The organism is Rhodanobacter sp. C06 (assembly GCF_002001105.1).
Classification (GTDB): domain Bacteria; phylum Pseudomonadota; class Gammaproteobacteria; order Xanthomonadales; family Rhodanobacteraceae; genus Rhodanobacter_A.
On sequence record NZ_MUNP01000030.1, the window covers coordinates 67,127 to 84,834 of the forward strand.

Annotated in this window: 12 protein-coding genes; 7 read left to right on the plus strand and 5 right to left on the minus strand. The window is 66.1% G+C overall.

Annotated elements, in window-relative coordinates; translation table 11 throughout:
* Positions 1–47 precede the first annotated feature (47 nt).
* The 3 genes from gcvH to B0E52_RS03195 all read left to right on the plus strand — a co-directional run bounded on the left by gcvH (position 48) and on the right by B0E52_RS03195 (position 3,077).
* On the plus strand, positions 48–443 hold the full coding sequence (gcvH, locus tag B0E52_RS03185; protein ID WP_077481700.1) for a glycine cleavage system protein GcvH: 396 nt from the start codon (positions 48–50) through the stop codon (positions 441–443).
* Between the two features lie 629 nt (positions 444–1,072).
* A complete protein-coding gene (gene metJ / locus B0E52_RS18760) occupies positions 1,073–1,606 on the plus strand; it encodes a met regulon transcriptional regulator MetJ (protein ID WP_077481702.1) in 534 nt (177 codons plus the stop codon).
* 451 nt (positions 1,607–2,057) lie between these two features.
* Entirely contained in the window at positions 2,058–3,077 is a 1,020-nt protein-coding gene (locus B0E52_RS03195; RefSeq protein ID WP_077481704.1) for an energy transducer TonB, read from the plus strand.
* 82 nt (positions 3,078–3,159) lie between these two features.
* On the opposite strand, the gene B0E52_RS03200 is transcribed toward B0E52_RS03195, so the two are convergent.
* Positions 3,160–4,461 (minus strand): serine hydrolase domain-containing protein, encoded by a 1,302-nt coding sequence (locus B0E52_RS03200; protein WP_077481706.1) that lies wholly within the window; start codon positions 4,459–4,461, stop codon positions 3,160–3,162.
* Positions 4,462–4,676: 215 nt separating this feature from the next.
* Here B0E52_RS03200 and B0E52_RS03205 point away from each other — a divergent pair, with 215 nt between their 5' ends.
* Positions 4,677–5,981: an MFS transporter gene (locus tag B0E52_RS03205; protein WP_077481708.1), complete on the plus strand. Its 1,305-nt coding sequence runs from the start codon at positions 4,677–4,679 to the stop codon at positions 5,979–5,981.
* Positions 5,982–6,014: 33 nt separating this feature from the next.
* Here the strand turns inward: B0E52_RS03205 and B0E52_RS03210 are convergent, their stop codons facing one another.
* Positions 6,015–6,443: a CBS domain-containing protein gene (locus tag B0E52_RS03210; RefSeq protein ID WP_077481710.1), complete on the minus strand. Its 429-nt coding sequence runs from the start codon at positions 6,441–6,443 to the stop codon at positions 6,015–6,017.
* Between the two features lie 151 nt (positions 6,444–6,594).
* Positions 6,595–7,305 carry a monofunctional biosynthetic peptidoglycan transglycosylase gene (mtgA, locus tag B0E52_RS03215; RefSeq protein WP_077481712.1) on the minus strand — a complete coding sequence of 237 codons (711 nt, stop codon included), beginning with the start codon at positions 7,303–7,305 and terminating at the stop codon, positions 6,595–6,597.
* A gap of 107 nt (positions 7,306–7,412) precedes the next feature.
* On the opposite strand from mtgA, the gene B0E52_RS03220 reads away from it, so the two are divergent.
* Complete coding sequence (locus tag B0E52_RS03220) at positions 7,413–8,309, plus strand: Hsp33 family molecular chaperone HslO (protein ID WP_077481714.1); 897 nt, start codon at positions 7,413–7,415, stop codon at positions 8,307–8,309.
* A 78-nt stretch (positions 8,310–8,387) separates the two neighbouring features.
* Here the strand turns inward: B0E52_RS03220 and B0E52_RS03225 are convergent, their stop codons facing one another.
* Positions 8,388–11,279: an EAL domain-containing protein gene (locus tag B0E52_RS03225; RefSeq protein WP_077481716.1), complete on the minus strand. Its 2,892-nt coding sequence runs from the start codon at positions 11,277–11,279 to the stop codon at positions 8,388–8,390.
* A gap of 229 nt (positions 11,280–11,508) precedes the next feature.
* On the opposite strand from B0E52_RS03225, the gene B0E52_RS03230 reads away from it, so the two are divergent.
* Complete coding sequence (locus B0E52_RS03230) at positions 11,509–12,420, plus strand: hypothetical protein (RefSeq protein ID WP_077481718.1); 912 nt, start codon at positions 11,509–11,511, stop codon at positions 12,418–12,420.
* An 80-nt stretch (positions 12,421–12,500) separates the two neighbouring features.
* Here B0E52_RS03230 and B0E52_RS03235 read toward each other — a convergent pair whose 3' ends face one another.
* Complete coding sequence (locus tag B0E52_RS03235; protein ID WP_077481720.1) at positions 12,501–14,102, minus strand: sulfotransferase; 1,602 nt, start codon at positions 14,100–14,102, stop codon at positions 12,501–12,503.
* Between the two features lie 405 nt (positions 14,103–14,507).
* Between B0E52_RS03235 and B0E52_RS03240 the strand changes: the two genes are divergently transcribed.
* Positions 14,508–17,555, plus strand: coding sequence for a TonB-dependent receptor (locus tag B0E52_RS03240; protein WP_254426688.1), 3,048 nt, complete (start codon positions 14,508–14,510; stop codon positions 17,553–17,555).
* Positions 17,556–17,708 lie beyond the last annotated feature (153 nt).

Genomic DNA, 17,708 nt, shown 5'->3' on the forward strand with positions numbered 1-17,708 from the left:
GCGGCTAGAATGGCCGCCTGTCCCCTGACCCGAAACTGGACCCGACCATGAGCGAGATCCCCGGCGACCTGAAGTTCAACAAATCCCACGAATGGGCCCGCGTCGAGGACGGCGGCCTGGTGCGCGTGGGCATCTCCGACCACGCCCAGGGCCAGCTCGGCGACCTGGTCTACGTCGAGCTGCCGGAAATCGGCGCCAGCGTCACCGCCGGCAACGCCGCCGCGGTGGTGGAGTCGGTGAAGGCCGCCTCGGACATCTACTCGCCGGTGTCCGGCGAGGTGGTGGAGGTCAACGAGGCGCTCAACGACAAGCCCGAGACGATCAACGAGGACGCCTACGGCGAAGGCTGGATCTTCGCCGTGCGCATCAGCGACCGCGCCGAGCTGGACCAGCTGCTCGACGCCGGTGCCTACGAGGAACTGATCGAGAACGAGGACCACTGAACCTTCGCGTTCCGCGTGGATCGACGACGGCCGCCTTGCGCGGCCGTCGTCGTTTCCGGTATCCGCAACGTGTCGCGCCGAGTTCGCAAATGGACGTCCGTTCGCGGAAGCGATGCGGGTCGCCGGAAGCGCCGGAAGCTGGACGATGGTCGTGTTCGACGTGCTCGTCGGTGCCGCCGGAGTGGACGGTTCCGGCCGTTGCCGTCGCCGCGGCGAGGTGCCGAAGTCGGCTGTTCGTTGCCCGCGACGGCGGCAAATCGTCCCGGCGACGACCGTTTCGCGAAGAATCCGGTCGCGTCCCGTTCATCTCCCCGGGACGCCGTGATCCGGTGCGCGAGGCGCGGATCGGTGCGCGGATGCGATGACGTTTCGCATTCCCTGCGCGAAGCACGCGGCAAACGGAAAAGCCCTTGTTTCAAGTGATTTTCGACATGCCATGAAAAAATAATCGAAATATCGTTTGGATGTATGGATGTCCAAACGTGAATTGCCGTGATGCCGGAATTATGGTGCCGTCCGCGCCGGTGGCATCCGTCCCTTGGCGAAACGAATTGATTTGCCGAACAAAATCCATTGACAGCTGAAATCTTACGGAATAGCTTTCGCCCAAGTTCACGGGGAACGGCAACATGGCATCACCGAAATTCATCACGCCTTACATAGAGCACGGTGAGAAGGCGAACGCGGTACGCAAGATCACCGTTTCGATTCCGCTCCATGTATTGCGTACGCTGTCCGACCTGCGCACCGAGCGTCAGGTGAAGAATTTGAGGCACGCCACCAACAGCGATTTGCTGGTCGAGGCGTTCCTCCATGCTTTTACTGGGCAACCACTGCCAACCGATGAGGAGCTGAGACGAACCATGGCCACTGCCAAGAAATCCGCTGCAAAGAAGCCGGCTGCCAAGAAGGCCGCCAAGAAGACCACTGCCAAGAAGACCGCCGCCAAGAAGCCGGCCGTCAAGAAGGCTGCTGCGAAGAAGACCGCCCGCAAGCCGGCGGCGAAGAAGGTCGCCAAGAAGCCGGCGGCTGCGAAGAAGACCACGGCGAAGAAAGTCGCCAAGAAGCCGGCGGCGAAGAAAGCCGCTGCCAAGAAGCCTGCCGCCGCCAAGGTGGTGAAGGCCGTCAAGACCAGCAAGACCAGCAAGACCACCAAGAAGTAAGCACTACAACAACAGGCATCATCGATTTGTCTCCCCGCGGTGCCCAGCGCGGGGAGATCGATTCGGAAACTTCGTCCCGGCCCTGCCGGGACGTTTCGTTTTAGGAGTGCGGCCATGGATGGGCGCCCGTTTGACTCCCGGGACCAGGGACGATCGCAAGGATTGAGGAGAGCGGTCATGGGGGCGCCCGTTTGACTCCCGCGACCAGGGACGATCGCAAGGATAGGCGCCGGAAGCTGCCGGGCCGTTCCATGCCGCCCCGCCAGCACGACCCCGGCCACGCCGCCGCGGAACGCATCACGGCTTGCGACGAAAGTCCGTGCGATTTGCCCGCCCGGCGCAATGCGGTTACCTTTCCCACATCCGCGCCGCGGCGTAGTCAGGGGACTCGCCGCTCCTGGATGCACAGGGGGAAAAAGCGCGGGTATCTGTCGACACTCGGTGAGAGACCATGGATACCCGATATACACACATCGCGCGCCGTCGCGTGCGCGGGGCCGTCCGGCCCGTTGCCATCGCCATCATTGCCATCGTCGCCGCGCTTGCCGCCGCGGCATGGCTGTTGATCGTCCGCCCCTACCAGCAGCAGATGCAACTGGACAACGGCGGCGTGCCCGCCGTGGCGGCGGCCGGGAAGACGCCGGCCGAAGCCGCGCCCGCCAACGTGCAGGCGATGGACGTCAACCAGCTGCTGACCGAGGCCAGCAAGGCCCTGAAGGATCAACGCTACCTGGCGCCGGCGGGCAACAACGCGTTCGAGTTCTACCTGCGCGTGCTGGCCAAGCAGCCGGGCAACCCGGTGGCGACCAGTGCCCTGCGCGAGACCTTCCCGTATGCCGCATCGGACGCCGAGCAGGCAGTCAACTCGCGCGACTTCAACGAGGCGCAGCGCGAGATCGACCTGCTGGCCAAGGCCGATCCGGCGAACTACACGCTGACCATCCTGCGTTCCAAGCTCGATGCCCAACGCAAGCTGGCCAGCCAGCAGCAACAGCAGGCGGAGGACCAGCAGAAGGCGGCGCAACTCGCCGTGCAGAAGGCGGCCACCGAGAAGCAGGAAGCTGCGAAGCAGGCCGAACAGCAGCAGGCGCAGCTGGCCGCCGAGCAGGCCAAGGCGAAACAGCAGCATACCGAGCAGCAGCAAACCGCAGCACAGGCGACGGCGCAACCCGCTCCGACCGCGGTCGCCGCGGCCGAGAGCAGCGACGCGGTGCTGCTGAAGGGTGCGAACCCGAACTATCCCACCGCGGCCCTGCGCGCGGGCCAGAGCGGCTGGGTGGTGGTCGGTTTCACGGTTACGCCGGAGGGCCGCACCTCGGACGTGCACGTGGTCGATGCGCAGCCGCGACACGTGTTCGATCGTTCCGCGATGGAGGCGGTGAGCCGCTACCGCTTCAAGCCGGCGATGCGCGGCGGCACCGCGGTGGCGAGCACCAAGCAGCAGAAGATCGAGTTCAGCACCGGGCGCTGATCGACCCGCAGCAGATGCAAACGAAGACGGCGCATGCATCGCATGCGCCGTCTTCGCGTTGGCCGTAGCGGTGACGACCGGTTCAGCGGTGGCGGCGCGATCGCGCCTTGCGCGCAGGTTTGGCCTTGGCCGGTGCCGCCTTGGCGGGTTCGGGACTTTCCACTCCGGCCCAGTCCACGTGGGGCAGGCCAAGCAGGCTGTCGAACACCATCGGCATCAGCCCGCTGGGCATCGCGCCGGCGGAGTTCCACAAGGTGACCACGCCCGCGTGGTACTTCGGGAAGAAACCGATCATGGTGCGGTAACCGGCCACCGCGCCGGCGTGGTAGATCAGCGTTTCGCCGGCGTAGGTGTAGACGCGCCAGCCCAGCGCGTAATGCGCGGCGCTGAGCCGCGCATGCCGCCACGGCGTGGCGCGCAGTTCGGTCGGCGTGTTCACGGCGGGCGCATGCAGCACGTCGAGCAGGCTGGTGGGCAACACGTCCTGGCGGCCGCCCATCTGCGCGATCAGCCATTGCTCCATGTCGCGGATGCTGGCGTTGACGCCGGCGGCCGGCGCCACGCGGTAATAGGTCTCGTTGGGCTCGAACGGAATCCAGCCGTGGTTCCGGCCGGGGCGATGCGGGTGCGCCCAGCTCTTGCTGGATTCCAGCGCGGAGCGGCCGTAGCTGGCGGTCTGCATGTCCAGCGGGTGGAACAGCCTCTGGTCGACGAGGCGGTCGAAGAAGTTGCCGGTGCGCGCGAACAGCACGTCGCCGATCATGCTGAAGGCGACATTCTGGTAGCCGTAGCACTGGCCCGCGGGGCAGGTGATGTCCACCTCGTCCAGCTTGCGCACCAGCTCCTGGTAGGACTCGTCGCCTTCGAGCAGGTTGTCGTAAGTGTTGTGCGGCAGGCCCAGCCGCTGGCCGAGGATGTCGGCCACGGTGGCCTGGTCGGCGGACTGCATGTCCTTGAGCTTGAAGTAGGGCAACACGTCGACCAGCTTCATGTCCCAGCGCAGCTTGCCGCTGTCCACCAGCAGGCCGGTGACCGCGGTGGCGAAGGCCTTGGAGAGCGAGGCCAGCCGGAACACGGTGGTGGGCGTCACCGGCGTCTGGCTGGCGGCGTCGGCATAACCCAGGGTGTGCTCGAACACCACCTTGTCGTCGATCACCACCGCCGTGGCCAGGCCGGCGGCCCCGTGGCGCGTGTCGAGTTCGTCCAGCCAGCGGTGATAGTCGGCCAGCGTGGCCTTGACGCGTTCGGGCGGCAGTTCGGCCGTGGCGATGTGCGCGCTGGCCGGCGGCAGGTTGCCGCCGTCGTCGGCCGGTGCCGCGTGGAGGCCGGTGCAGGCCAGTCCGATGGCGCAGGCGAGAGCGAGGGGCAGGTGTCGAAACGGCATGTACTTCGGCAAGGCTGGATGACGCAGAAGACGTCGGAGTGGAATGCGCCGCAGGCGGGCGATCGGCAGTGGTGCGGAGACTCCGATTCTCCGGCACTTTGCACGGAGGAACAACGCGGCCGCGCGCGCGGGTTCATCCGGCGATCGCCACGGACGACTGGCGAGGGGCGTGCTAGCCTTCAGCCCTCCGGATTTTGCCCGTGCTGGATGTCCCCGTGAGTTCGATCCGTGTCGCCGCGATCCGTGAGGGCGCTGAACCCGCGTTGTCGGCGCTGGCGTTCTTCTTCGTGATGACGTCGTACTACATCATCCGGCCAGTCATGGGCCAACTGAGCGGCGCGGTCGGCTCGCAGTCGTTGCCGCTGTTCTACGGCGCGGTGTTCGTGGTGATGCTGCTGCTGACGCCGCTGTTCGGCATGCTGGTGGCGCGCTTCCGACGCAGGCAATTGCTCGGCTGGAGCTACAGCTTTTTCATCCTGTGCCTGCTCGCGTTCGTGCCCGCATTTGTGGCGCAGGATCGCATCGGTGCGCGCGAGCTGGGCGTGGTGTTTTTCGTCTGGGCCAGCGTGTTCAACCTGTTCGTGGTGTCGCTGTTCTGGAGTTTCATGGCCGACATCTTCTCCAGCGGTCAGGCGCGACGGGTGTTTTCGCTGATCGCACTCAGCGGCATGGCGGGCGCGGTCTTCGGTCCGCTGGTGACCAAGCTGCTGGTGCGGCTGATCGGAGTGGCGCCGCTGCTGGTGGTCTCGGCGCTGGCGTTGGCGCTGGCGCTGGCATTGCTGCTGCGACTCTCCGCGCGGCATGACCGCCAGCCGGGCAGCCGGGGCGACGAGGCGGTCGGCGGCTCACTGTGGGCCGGAGTCAAGGAGCTGTGGTCGCGTCCGTTCCTGCGTTACATGGCCTTGCTGATGCTGTTCGGCGACGGCATCGGTACGCTGGCCTATGCGTTGGTGGCGGATTACGCCAAGGCGCATTTTGTCGACACGGTGGCGCGCACGGCGTTCTACAACAACCTGGATCTGGCCACCAACACGCTCGGCGCGGTGCTGCAGCTCACGTTGACGCGCTGGTTGCTGATCCGTCGCGGCGCGGGCTGGGGGCTGGTGTTGCCGGCAGTGGTTAACGTGGCGCTGTTGTTGATGGTGGCGATCGGCGGCCATGGCACGGTGGTGGTTTCCGGCTATGGCGTGTCGCTGCTGGCCTTGATGATGGTGGTCACGCGCGGCTTCGCCTATGGCATGACCAAGCCGGCGGTGGATGCGCTGTACACGCGGGTGCAGCGCGAGACGCGCTACAAGGGCAAGAACTTCGTCGAGACGACGGTGTGGCGCTTCGGCGACCTGGTGGTGACCAGCGCGGTGAGCGGCCTGCGCATGCTGGGCGTGGGCGTGACCGGGCTGGCATTGGCGGGCACCGGCGTGGCGATGCTGGCTACCTGGGTGTCGCGCCGGGCGGGTTGGTCGCCGGATCTGGCGCCGGACGAACCGGCGACGCGAACCGGGGCCGCGACGTCGGCTTGACCGCCCGTCACCGCCCTGTTCAGCAAACGCGATTCAGCCGGTGATGTAGCGTTCCAGATGCTCGATCTGCTCGGCCTGGGCGTCGATCACTGCCTTCACCAAGTCGCCGATCGAGATGACACCCACCAGCTTGCCGCCTTCGAGTACCGGCAGGTGGCGCACGCGGCTGTCGGTGCACAGGCGCATGCAATCGAGCACGTCGGTCTGCGGTCCCACGGTGAGCGGATCGGCACGCATGATGTCGGCCACCGCGGTCTGCGCCGAGGAGCGGCCCTGCAGGATCACCTTGCGTGCGTAGTCGCGCTCGGACACCACGCCTGCCAGCTGTTCGCCGCGCATCACCAGCAGGGCGCCGATGCGGTGTTCGGCCATCAGCTTGATCGCCTCGAGCACGGGCGCGTCCGGCGCGATGGTGTAGATGCTGCCACCCTTGCCTTCCAGCAGATGCCTGACCTGACGCATGTCCGGACTCCGGTTGAACCCGTGGATGGGGCGGAACCAGTCTAGCGCCGGCGCCAGCGGCGGGTGTAGCCGCATCGTGAAGTGCCGTTTGAGAAGTGCGGCCAGGGACGGCCACCCGCTTGATTTTCGCGATCAAGGACGATCGCAAAGGTCACCGCCCATCGATATAGGCCGGCCCGCCGAGCTGGCGCATCTGCCGCTCGATCCAGTCCGCACGGCGCAGCACGTAGGCGCTCGGGCGGTCGGCGTGCAGACGCCGCGGGCTGGGCAGCACCGCGGCCAGCCGCGCCGCCTGCGCCGGCGTGAGGCGTGCGGGCGGCACGTGGAAATAGATCTCGCTGGCCGCACCCACGCCGTAGATGCCGTCGCCCAGCTCGGCGATGTTCATATACACCTCGAGGATGCGCCGCTTCGGCCAGGTCAGCTCGATCAGCACGGTGAAGTACGCCTCCAGCCCCTTGCGCACGAAGCTGCGGCCGTTCCACAGGAACAGGTTCTTCGCGGTCTGCTGGCTGATCGTGCTGGCCCCGCGCAGGCGCGCGCCGTCGTCGGCCGCGTCGATCGCCTCGTGGATGGAGTCGAAGTCGAAGCCGTGATGGAACGGGAATTTCTGGTCCTCGCCCGCCACCATCGCCAGCGGTACCCACGGCGACACCTGCGACCACGGCACCCAGTGCTGGCGCAGGCGGAAATCGCGTTCGCCGTGCAGCCAGGCGCCGACGTGGCGCTCCAGCATCACCGCCGAGGTCACCGGCGGCACGAAGCGCAGCACCAGCACCGCCAGCCAGGTGAGTGCCAGCCAGGCCAGCGCGGCGAACGCGATCCAGCGCAGAAGGCGACGAAAGGACGGGCGACGGAACATGGCGTACCAAGGCGGAGATTCGCGGCAGTATAAGCGTGCCGTCTTGCCGGCCATTGCGCACCGGCCATTCGCCCCTATCTTGCGGAGATTGGCTTGAGAGGTGATTCGTGGAAACCGTACTGGTCGAAGATGTGCTGCACCGCTTCCTGCTCGAACGCGCCGGCGTGCGCGGCGCGTTGGTGCGGCTGGGGCCGGCATGGCGCGAAGTGGCCGGCCGTGCCGACTATCCCGCCGAGGTGCGCGAGCTGCTCGGCGAGGCGTTGGCGGCCAGCGCGCTGCTGACCGCGAACATCAAGCTCGACGGCGAGCTGTCGGTGCAGCTGAAGAGCACGGGCGCCCTGCGCCTGCTGTTCGCCGAATGCACCGACCAGGGCCGCCTGCGCGGCCTGGCGCGCTGGGAGCCGCCGCTGCCCGAGCCACTGTCGCTCGACGCGCTGCCGCAGGCGGTACTGGCGATCACCATCGGCAACGTGGAACGCGGCCAGCGCTACCAGGGCCTGGTGGAGCTGCGCGCGGCGGACCTCGCGGGCGTGCTGGAGAACTACTTCGCCCAGTCCGAGCAACTGCCCGCGCGGCTGGTGCTGGCCGCCGACGGCGAGCATGCGGTGGGCCTGATGCTGCAGAAGCTGCCCGACGATGGCGGCCACGGCGGGGCGCAAGACGAGGATGCATGGGCGCGGATCACGCACCTCACCTCCACGCTGGGTGCGGCGGAGCTGCTGACCACCGCGCCGGAGCAACTGCTGTACCGCCTGTACCACGAGGAATCCGTGCGCCTGTTCGAGCCGCGCCCGCTGACGTTCGGCTGCAGCTGCAGCCGCGAGCGCGTGGCGGCGATGCTGCGTTCGCTGGGCCGCGACGAGGTGGAGGCGACGCTGGACGCGCAGGACGGCCAGATCGAGGTGAACTGCGAGTTCTGCGCGCAGCGCTACCGGTTCGACCGCGTCGACGCGGAGCACCTGTTGCGCGATGCCGGCGGGGCGGGGGTATCCGGCACGGCATGAACGCGCCGTAGGAGCGCACCCTGTGCGCGAAGCTCTGGTGCCGATCGGAGCAAAAGCATTCGCGCACAGGGTGCGCTCCTACGGCAACCGATGCTCCGGGCGCAACCAGTATTCGGCGGTCTGCGCCTGCGCGAACAGGAAGCCCTGGCCGTAGCGGCAGCCCACGTCGAGCAGGGCCTGCCGCTGCGAGGCCTCCTCGATGCCCTCGGCGATCACCTGCATGCCCAGCGAGTCGGCCAGTACCTGGATCGCGCGGATCACCGCCGTGCCCTGGTCCTTGCGTTCGTCGCCGAGCTCGGTGACGAAGGAGCGGTCGATCTTCAGCGTGTCGAACGGGTACTGGTGCAGGTAGCTCAGCGAGGAGTAGCCGGTGCCGAAGTCGTCCAGTGCGATGCCCACGCCCTGGTGGCGCAGGTTCTGCAGCATCTGCTTCACCTGGGTGGGATTGTCCAGCAAGGTGCGCTCGATCACCTCGATGCGGATGCTGGATGGCGGCACGTGATGCCGTTCCAGCAGCGCCAGCAGGCGGGCGTCGAAGTCGGCGTAGCGGAAGTGCTGGCCGGAGACGTTGATGCTGATGGTGCCCTTGGTGCCGACCAGTTGCGCGGCCTGTGCGCAGGCCTGCTCGAAGATCAGCCAGTCGATCGCCTCGGCGCAGCCGGTCTCCTCGGCGATCAGCAGGAAATCCTGCGGCAACAGCAGGCCGCGCTCGGGATGGTTCCAGCGCAGCAGCGCTTCGTAGCCCGCGACGCGGCCATCGGCCAGCGCGACGATCGGCTGGTAGAACGGCACGAACTCGCGGCGGGTCAGCGCGTGGCGCAGATCGCTTTCCATGCGCAGCAGGGACAGCGCCTCGCGGCGCAGGCGGTCGTCGAACAGCGAGGCGCGGTGGCGGCCGCCGTCCTTGGCGTGGTACATCGCCGAATCGGCATCGCGCAGCAGTTCCTCGGGCTGGCGGTAGTGCACGCCGGCCATCGCGATGCCGATCGAGGCGGAGGTGAAGATCTCGCGCGCACCCAGTCGGAACGGCGTCTGCAGCTCGTTCAGCACGTGCTCGGCGATGCGCCGCGCGGCGTCGGCATCGGACACGTGCTCCAGCAGCACGGCGAACTCGTCGCCGCCCAGGCGCGCCACCACGTCGCGGGTCTTCAGGCAGGCGCGGATGCGGCCGCCGACCTGGAACAGCAGGTCGTCGCCGACCAGGTGGCCGACCGAGTCGTTGATCACCTTGAAGCGGTCGAGGTCGATGAACAGCACGGCGAATTGTTCTTCCGGATGCGCCTGGTAGCGCTGCATCGCCTGTTCCAGCCGCTGCAGCAGTAGGGTGCGGTTCGGCAAGCCGGTAAGCGAATCGTGCAGGGTCTCGTATTTCAGCCGGCGCTCGATGCGTTCGCGCTCGGCGATCTGCTCGCGCAGGTCGCGGTTGGCCAGACCCAGCGCGCGGGTGCGCTCCACCACGCGGCGTTCCAGGCTGGCGTAGGCCTGCTTGAGGGTGGCGTCGGCATGCTTGCGCTGCAGCGCGTTGGCGACGTGGTAGCTGACGAAGGTGAGCAGTTCCTGGTCGCGCTCGGTATAAGTGTGTTCGGGCGAGTAGCTCTGCACCGCGAGCACGCCGCGCACCTGGTCGCCCCAGATCAGCGGCACGCCGAGCCAGCACACCGAGCGCGAACCGAAACGGGTGATCTCGCCGCTGGCGCACAGCCGGTCGATCGTCGCCGCGTCGGCCAGCAGCGGACGGCCGGTACGCTGCACGTATTCGGTGGCGCCGGTGCCGTGGCTGCGCGCCGGGCGGTCGCTGTCCACCTCGTCCACCGAGTAGGGGAAGGTGATCAGCTGGTTCTCCTCGTCGCCCAGCGCGATGTAGAAGTTGCGCGCGTACAGCAGGCCACCGATCACGCGATGCACGGCCGGGTAGAAATCCTCCAGGCTGTCGGTGGTGCTGGCCAGTTCGGCGATGCGGAACAGCGCCGCCTGCAGCCGCTCGCCGCGCTGGCGCTGCAGCACCTGCTGGCGCAGCACGCGGTTCGCCTCGCGCAGCGCGGTGGTGCGGTCGGCGACCCGGCGCTCCAGTTCCACGTGGGCGCTGCGCCGCTCGATCGTGGTTTGCACGTGCTGTGCCACGTAGCTCAGCAGGTCGAGGTCGTGCCGGGTGTAGCGCACGCTGCTGCGATAGCTCTGCACCACGATGCAGCCGACGACCTGGCCGACGCGGAACAGCGGCACGCCGATGCAGTGCTCGCAGCGCGGGCCGTGCAGCTGGAATTGGCCGCCGAGTTCCTGCACCAGCTCCTCGGTGGCGCCGAACAGCGGCCGTCCCTGACGCAGCAATGTCCAGGTGATGCCGTGCAGCAGTTCGTGCAGCGGGACGTTGCGCGCGGGCGGCGGCGGATCGGTGTCGAGGGTGTCGACGTAGTACGGGAAGCGAACGCTGTCGCTGGCCGGGTCGTACAGCGCGATATAGAAGTTCTCCGCGTACATCAGGCTGCTGACGATGGTGTGCAGCGAGCGCATCAGCGCGGGCATGTCGTGTTCGGCGCTGGCCTGCTCGGCGATCGCGTAAAGCGCGCGCTGCAGGCGCTCGGCCAGCGCCAACCGCGAGATCGCTTCGTACAGGCGGCTGGATTCGGCCAGCTGGCGCAGGCGGGTGTCGGCGAGCCGGCCCAGCCAGGCCAGCTTTTCGCGCAGGGCCTCGGCCACCGGTTCGTCGCGGCTCAGCGTGAGCACGTGCTGGCGCTGGGTATCCTCCGCCAGGTCGAAGCACCAGCCGGAAACATTTGCGTCCCCGGTCTCCGGCGCCCGCCAGTGCAACTGGCCGGCAATCCCGAAGTCGGCCAGGATGCGTTGGCAGATTTCCAGCACGCTCGAACTGTCGTGTGCCTTCAGCAGTTGCTCGATCGCCGCAGGCACGCCCGCCGGATCGTCTGCCGGGGCGGGCACGGGCGTGGGGCGTGAGGTGGAAGCTGCATTCATCAAGGGTCGACCCGACAGTCGGGAGGCGGCGTGACGCCTCTTATATCCTGCGAATCGGTACCACCGCCAGCAGGAACCCCGGGGAACGCAGGCCAGTCTATCGAGAAGCCGGTCACAGCACGGTATGGATTACTGTACCGCAGGCTTGTGTCGGTGTTAGTTAAATGTAAAATGCGATATACTTCAGTCCCCGCAACCGACTGACATCCACCGTATCGGACCTTCTGCCATGCGTCGCCTGCTCGTTCCACTGCTGCTGTGCCTGCTGCCGTTCGCGGCGGCCGGTCAGAGCGTGGACGACGCCAGCGGCAAGCTGGCCGCGCAACTGTTGAAGCAGCCGCCGGCGCAGATGGCCGAAGTGCAGCCGGGTCTGGTGATGCCGCTGTGGCGCGGAACGGACGGCCACCTGTTCGTGCTCAAGGCGGACAACCGCAACGCCGTGCAGGCGCAGCGCAACACACCACTCTCGTTTCATGCGGTCGACGCGGCGAGCGTGACCAGCGCCGGCCTGCAGTATGGCCTCACGCCCAACTGGCAGGCGCATGCCGATGTCAGCCAGCATTCCTGGATCAACAGTCCGCTGCGCGTGGTCGGCAGCGAAGTGGGCGCCACCTACCAGGACGGGCGTTACAGCCTCGGCCTGAGCGTGGGCACCAACAGCACGCCGAACAGCCCCAGCCTGCCGCGCGTGCTGCCCGGCGTCGCGCCGGGCGTCGACGGGCTTTCCGGTTTCGACAGCAGCTCCCAGCTCAATGCGCACGGTCGTCTCGCGCTGGGCAGCAAGAGCGGCATCGACGTGGGCGCCAGTGTCGGCCGCATCCATCTGTTGCCGGGCAACCTGCTGGGCATCAGCACGCTGGACCAGAAGGCGATCAGCTTCGGCGTCGACCACGGCCCGGTCAGCGGCAGCATCGTCGGCCGCACCATGCAGCCGCTGGCTGGCGTGCCGGGTAACGGCTACGCCCCCGACCGCCGCTGGAACAGCATCGACCTCGGCGTGACCTGGCGTCTGCCGTGGCAGGGCTCGCTGAGCGTCGGCGCGCAGAACCTGTGGTCATCGGGCACGCCGGCGAACACGCCGATGGGTCCCGAGCCGGACCAGTCGCGCACGCCTTACGTGCAATACCACCAGGATCTCTGATCCCGGCTTGCGGCGGAATCACTGTGACGAGAACGCCGTCGCTCAGCGACGGCGTTCTCGTTTGACGTGCCGGATGGTCGTCAGCGGACCGATTGCGCCGCCAGCGCCACTCTCAGCGGCTCCAGTTGCCGCGCGTAGCTGCGCCACTGGCCCAGTCCCCGCGCATGGATCGATTCGCGCACCTGCGCGCTGCTGGGCGTGGCAACCGGTGCAGCATTGCGCTCGGGCCTGAAACAGGCTTCCTCGGCAGCCAATCCGCAGTGGGCCAGGACATGGCGCACCGTCGCCTCGGTGTCCCGCACGAGTGCGTCGTACGGTACGTCGAGCAGGGCGCCCGGCAGCGTGGCGTGCCAGTGCTGCACCAGCCGTGCGTATTGCCCGTGGTAGTGCGCAAGCGCTTCCAGCTCGTAGCTGTACGGGGAGATGTTGCCGAACATCGCCTTGTAGTTGGAGAAGCAGGTATCCATGGGGTCACGCACCAGGTGCAGGATGGGTGCGTGCGGCAGCGCGCGCCGGATGAAGGCGACCATCTGGATGTTCGCGGGCAGCTTGTCGATGTAATAAGCCTTGCCTTGCGCACGCCACTGGGTCTGCTTCAGGTAGCGCTCGCCAAGTTCGCGGTAGTCGATGCGATCACTGCGCCGGATGATTTCCAGCAAACCCTCGGATCGAGCGGGCACGACATCGGCGATCCAGTGCAACTGGCGCCAGAAATCGATGATTTCACCGGCCGAGGTGATTTGCGAGTGGCTGGAGAGGATCCGGTCCAGCAGGGTGGTGGCCGAACGGGGCATACCCACCACGAAGATGGGTACGGGGCCCGGTGGCCGTTCGGCGCCTGGGCGCGGCTCGGCCCCGGCCGGCATGCCGATCAGCGCCGTGGCGACCGCTTCCTCGGCCTCGGCATCGTAAGGATTCAGCGCATGCATGATTGCGTTGCAACGGGACAAGGCATCCCAGGCCTCCTCGTGGCGCCCCAGGTCGTCGAGCGTCTTGAAACGTGCGTACTCGAATTCCGCGCGCACGAAGTCGCGATCGGCCTCCGTGGGTTCGTGCGGCATCCGTCGCAATTGTTCCTCGATCCATTCCAGCCGCCGCGATTCGGGGCGTTGCCGGCGCAGGTTGACCAGCACCGTGATGGCGTCGCCGAAGTGAGGCCAGCGCACAAGGCTGCGCTCCAGCAGTTCCTGCGCCTCGTCGATCCTGCCGCTGAACTGGAGCAGCAGGGCGTACATGTGCAGTTCGCCGGGTGAATCGGCTCCCGTGCGCAGTGCCCGTTCCATCAGTTCGCGCGCCTTGGCGATGTCGCCGATCGTGAAGCGTAGGTGAGCCTGGGCGGTCAGCAAGTCGGCGGGTGGTTCGGGCGCCTGTTCCAGCAGGTCGAGGCAGGCCCGCGCAACGATGATTTCGCCATTGGCAACAAGGTGTTGCGCGAGCGAGACGATCAACGGGGCGTTGCGCGGAAGCCGGCTTGCGGCCTGCAAGAGCGGTCGACTGGATGCGCGGAAGCACCCACGCTGGAACAGCACTTCGGCCAATTCGATCAGGGTGGCGGTGTCGTGAGGCGCCTGGACGAGTCGTGATTCCAGGGATTCCTGGACACGGGCCAGCCGGGCCTCCTCCGATGCTTGATCCCGGGATTGGGGCCGCGGTGTGGCGGCTGTGGGTACCGTCGAGTTCATCAAGGGATGGTAGTTCCGCCGTTGGGTCAGCTCAATCGGTCCTTTTGACGCGGAACCGGGCACCCGCATCGCTACAGGTATGGGTTGCCAAGGCATGGTTTTCCGAGCAATCGCAAATTAATGCGAGAATATTTTCTCGAAATGTCATTGGCTTGTAAATTATTACGAATCAATTTGGGCGAAAACATAAATTTTTTGTTGACCGAGCACGTTCTCGCGCCTTATTTTTGCGTGAGGCAGATCGTTCGTCGCAAGGATTCGTGAAGTTCCACTTCATGCTTGCGAAGCCAGGGGGCTTCCATGGATCTGCCGGTTCGATGTGTTTGAAATGCATTAATCGTCCGTCTGGACATCCATCTGGGGAGAAACATGATGAGTATTCGCTACCGAGCCAGTGCTGGTGCCATGCGTTGGCGCCCGACTGCCCTGGCGATCGCCATGGGCTTGAGCTTCAGCGGGGCCGCGCTTGCGCAGAGCACCGTCGGCAGCATTTTCGGCCAGGCGCCAACCGCGTCGGGTGAGACCGTGGTGGTCAGCAACACCTCCGGCTTCTCGCGTGAAGTGCCGGTGGACAGCACGGGCCGTTACCGCGTCGACCACCTGCCCGTGGGCACCTACACGGTCACCCTGAAGCAGAACGGCACGGTCGTCAGCACGCACGACAACGCCTACGTCTCGAGCGGCGGCGCCGCGGGTGTCGACTTCGCCAGCGCCAGTACCAACGCCACCCAGCTGTCCTCGGTGACGGTCACGGCCAACGCGCTGCCCTCCATCGACGTCACCAACGTCAACTCGAGCACGGTCATCACCGCGGCCGACCTGAAGCGGCTGCCGGTGGCACACAGCGCCGAAGCCATCGCGTTGCTGTCGCCGAACACCACGTCGGGCAGCGGCTTCTTCACCGGCACGTCCGGCCAGTCGCTGGTGTCGTTCGGCGGTTCCAGCGTGTCCGAGAACTCCTACTATGTGAATGGCTACAACGTCGGCGAGCCGTACAAGAACCTTGGCGGCTTCCAGTTGCCCTACGGAGCCATCGAGCAGCAGGAAACCCTGACCGGCGGCTATGACGCCAAGTACGGTCGTTCCGATGGCGGCGTGATCAACCAGGTCGGCAAGCGCGGCACCAATGACTGGCACTTCGGTGGTCAGGTCTCCTGGCAGCCGCGTTCGTTTGAAGGCACGCCGACCAACTATCGTTACGGCAATCCCTCGATTCCGGCGTCGAGCAGCCTGGTCAACTACGCGCCGGCCCCGAATGCACCGGGTTCACTGCGGCAGTACCGCAACGACAACAAGGAATGGCAGACGATCTATTCGGCCTACGTGGGTGGCCCGCTGATCAAGGACAAGCTGTACCTGTTCCTGGCGGGCGAAACCACCAAGACCCAGGGCACCAATGTCGAGACCATCGACAATGGCAAGGTGCAGGATTTCCACGACAAGGAAACGAAGTTCTACGGCAAGCTGGACTGGAACATTACCGATAGCAACGTGCTGGAGCTGACCGCGCTGCGCAACAACACCAGCCTCGGCGCCGGTTCAACCTACGACTTCGACTACGACACCCTGCAGAAAGGCGCGTTCTCCAGCAAGAACGACGTCACCAAGGACAACGCCCAGTTCTACATCGGCCACTTCACCAGCTACATCACCGATGCGGCCACGCTGAGCATCACCGCCGGCAAGGCGCATTTCCAGGATCCGGTCGAGTACGGCAACACCAGCCCGCTGCCGTTCATTTCCCGTGGCACCAATGCCACGTTGCCCGATGGCAGCCATCCCACCAATGCCCAGACCAATACCTCGTGGACTTCGCCTGGTGCGAAGAACTCCACCCGCGGCCTGCGCGTGGACTTCGACTACAAGCTGGGTGACCACGACCTGCTGGCCGGTATCGACAACATGTACTACCGGGCCATCGATCAGGGCCCGAACCAGCAGAACCCGTTCAATCCGGCGGTCAACTACTACTGGCGCTATCTGGCTGGCGGCGAGGTGCAGAAGCGCGAGATCGGCTGGGCGACCAGCATGACCATGTCGCAGAAGGCCTACTACCTGCAGGACAACTGGCAGGTGGCTTCCAACGTCTACCTGAGCATCGGCCTGCGCAACGACCGCTTCACCAACTACAACGACCTGAGCAAGGCCTTCGTCGACGAGAAGAACCAGTGGGAACCTCGCATCGGTGCGAGCTGGGACGTGTTCGGTGACTCCTCGTTCAAGGTCTACGGCAACGCCGGTCGCTACTACCTGGCGCTCCCCAACAATGCGGCGGAGCGCGCGGCCAACCGTTCGACCTATCTCACCACCAATTACTCGTACACCAGCATCGACCCGGTCACGGGCATCCCGCAGGGCCTGACCCAGCTCGGGCCGACGACTTCGCCGGACGGCGAGACGGGTGCGCCCAAGGATCCCCTGCAGGTTGCCGCGCGCAACCTGAAGCCGGAATACCTGGACGAATTCATCGTCGGCTTCGACAAGAAGCTGGGCGATCACTGGGTCTACGGTGCCAAGGCGATGTGGCGTGAGCTGAAGGCTGCGATCGACGACGAGTGCTCGCCGAGCCAGATCGCCACCAAGATGACCAGCATGGGCCTCGACCCGAGCCTCTACTCCAACTCGCTGTACGGCGCCTCGTACTGCCGCCTGTTCAACCCGGGCCGCACCAACAACATGCTGGTGGTGTCCGACGACGGCAGCAAGAGCGTTCTCGTGCCGATGACCCTGAAGGACTGGGGCTTCGACCGTGGTGCCGTTCGCAAGTACGGTTCCCTGAACCTGTACCTGGAGCACCCGTTCGACGGCAAGTGGTATGGCCGCGTCGATTACACCTTCACCCGTGGCTTCGGCAACACCGAGGGCCAGGTGCGCTCGGACTTCGGCCAGGAAGACATTTCCAAGACCGAGGATTGGGACAGCTGGCAGCTGATGGACGGGCAGTACGGCGAGTTCGCCAACGTGCGCAAACACCAGATCCGCTTCCGCGGCAGCTACGAGATCTCGCCGGAATGGCTGGTCTCGGGCACCTTGCTGGTGCAGTCCGGCATGCCGCGTGAGTGCCTGGGTTACTTCGGTCCGCTGACCCAGGGTCCGGGCGGCTATCTCCCCGGTGGCGCGAACGATCCGACCGGCTACAACAACTCGGGCACCGGCAACTACCACTGGTGCAACGGCCAGCGGGTGACGCCGGGTTCGAACGGCCATACGCCGTGGACGGAACTGGTCAACTTTGGCGTGCACTACCGTCCGGCGTTCGCCGACCACAAACTGGGCTTCAACCTGGATGTCTTCAATGCGTTGAACCAGCAGCGCGCATTGCAGACCGATCCGTCGTTCCCCAACTCCTTCAACCGGTTGAACAACACGATCTACGTCAACACCAACTATCAGCAACCGCTGTTCACCACCCCGCCGCGCACCGTGCGGTTCTCGGTGACTTACGACTACTGATACAGCAGACGGTCAGTAACGTTCTGCAGCCACCGGCCGTCATGGCCGGTGGCTTTTTTGTGGGCAGTTGTGACGTGAAATGTGCGGCTGCATACACCAAGGGCTCGTCGGCGTATGCCGAAACGAATAAAAGTGGCGCGCGCCGTGGGCGGC

What these genes read in the sequence shown, in the direction of transcription:
- gcvH (WP_077481700.1), top strand. Translation starts at nt 48, where the DNA reads ATGAGCGAGATCCCCGGCGACCTGAAGTTCAACAAATCCCACGAATGG.
- metJ (WP_077481702.1), top strand. Translation starts at nt 1,073, where the DNA reads ATGGCATCACCGAAATTCATCACGCCTTACATAGAGCACGGTGAGAAG.
- B0E52_RS03195 (WP_077481704.1), top strand. Translation starts at nt 2,058, where the DNA reads ATGGATACCCGATATACACACATCGCGCGCCGTCGCGTGCGCGGGGCC.
- B0E52_RS03200 (WP_077481706.1), bottom strand. Translation starts at nt 4,461, where the DNA reads ATGCCGTTTCGACACCTGCCCCTCGCTCTCGCCTGCGCCATCGGACTG.
- B0E52_RS03210 (WP_077481710.1), bottom strand. Translation starts at nt 6,443, where the DNA reads ATGCGTCAGGTCAGGCATCTGCTGGAAGGCAAGGGTGGCAGCATCTAC.
- mtgA (WP_077481712.1), bottom strand. Translation starts at nt 7,305, where the DNA reads ATGTTCCGTCGCCCGTCCTTTCGTCGCCTTCTGCGCTGGATCGCGTTC.
- B0E52_RS03225 (WP_077481716.1), bottom strand. Translation starts at nt 11,279, where the DNA reads ATGAATGCAGCTTCCACCTCACGCCCCACGCCCGTGCCCGCCCCGGCA.
- B0E52_RS03230 (WP_077481718.1), top strand. Translation starts at nt 11,509, where the DNA reads ATGCGTCGCCTGCTCGTTCCACTGCTGCTGTGCCTGCTGCCGTTCGCG.
- B0E52_RS03235 (WP_077481720.1), bottom strand. Translation starts at nt 14,102, where the DNA reads ATGAACTCGACGGTACCCACAGCCGCCACACCGCGGCCCCAATCCCGG.
- B0E52_RS03240 (WP_254426688.1), top strand. Translation starts at nt 14,508, where the DNA reads ATGCGTTGGCGCCCGACTGCCCTGGCGATCGCCATGGGCTTGAGCTTC.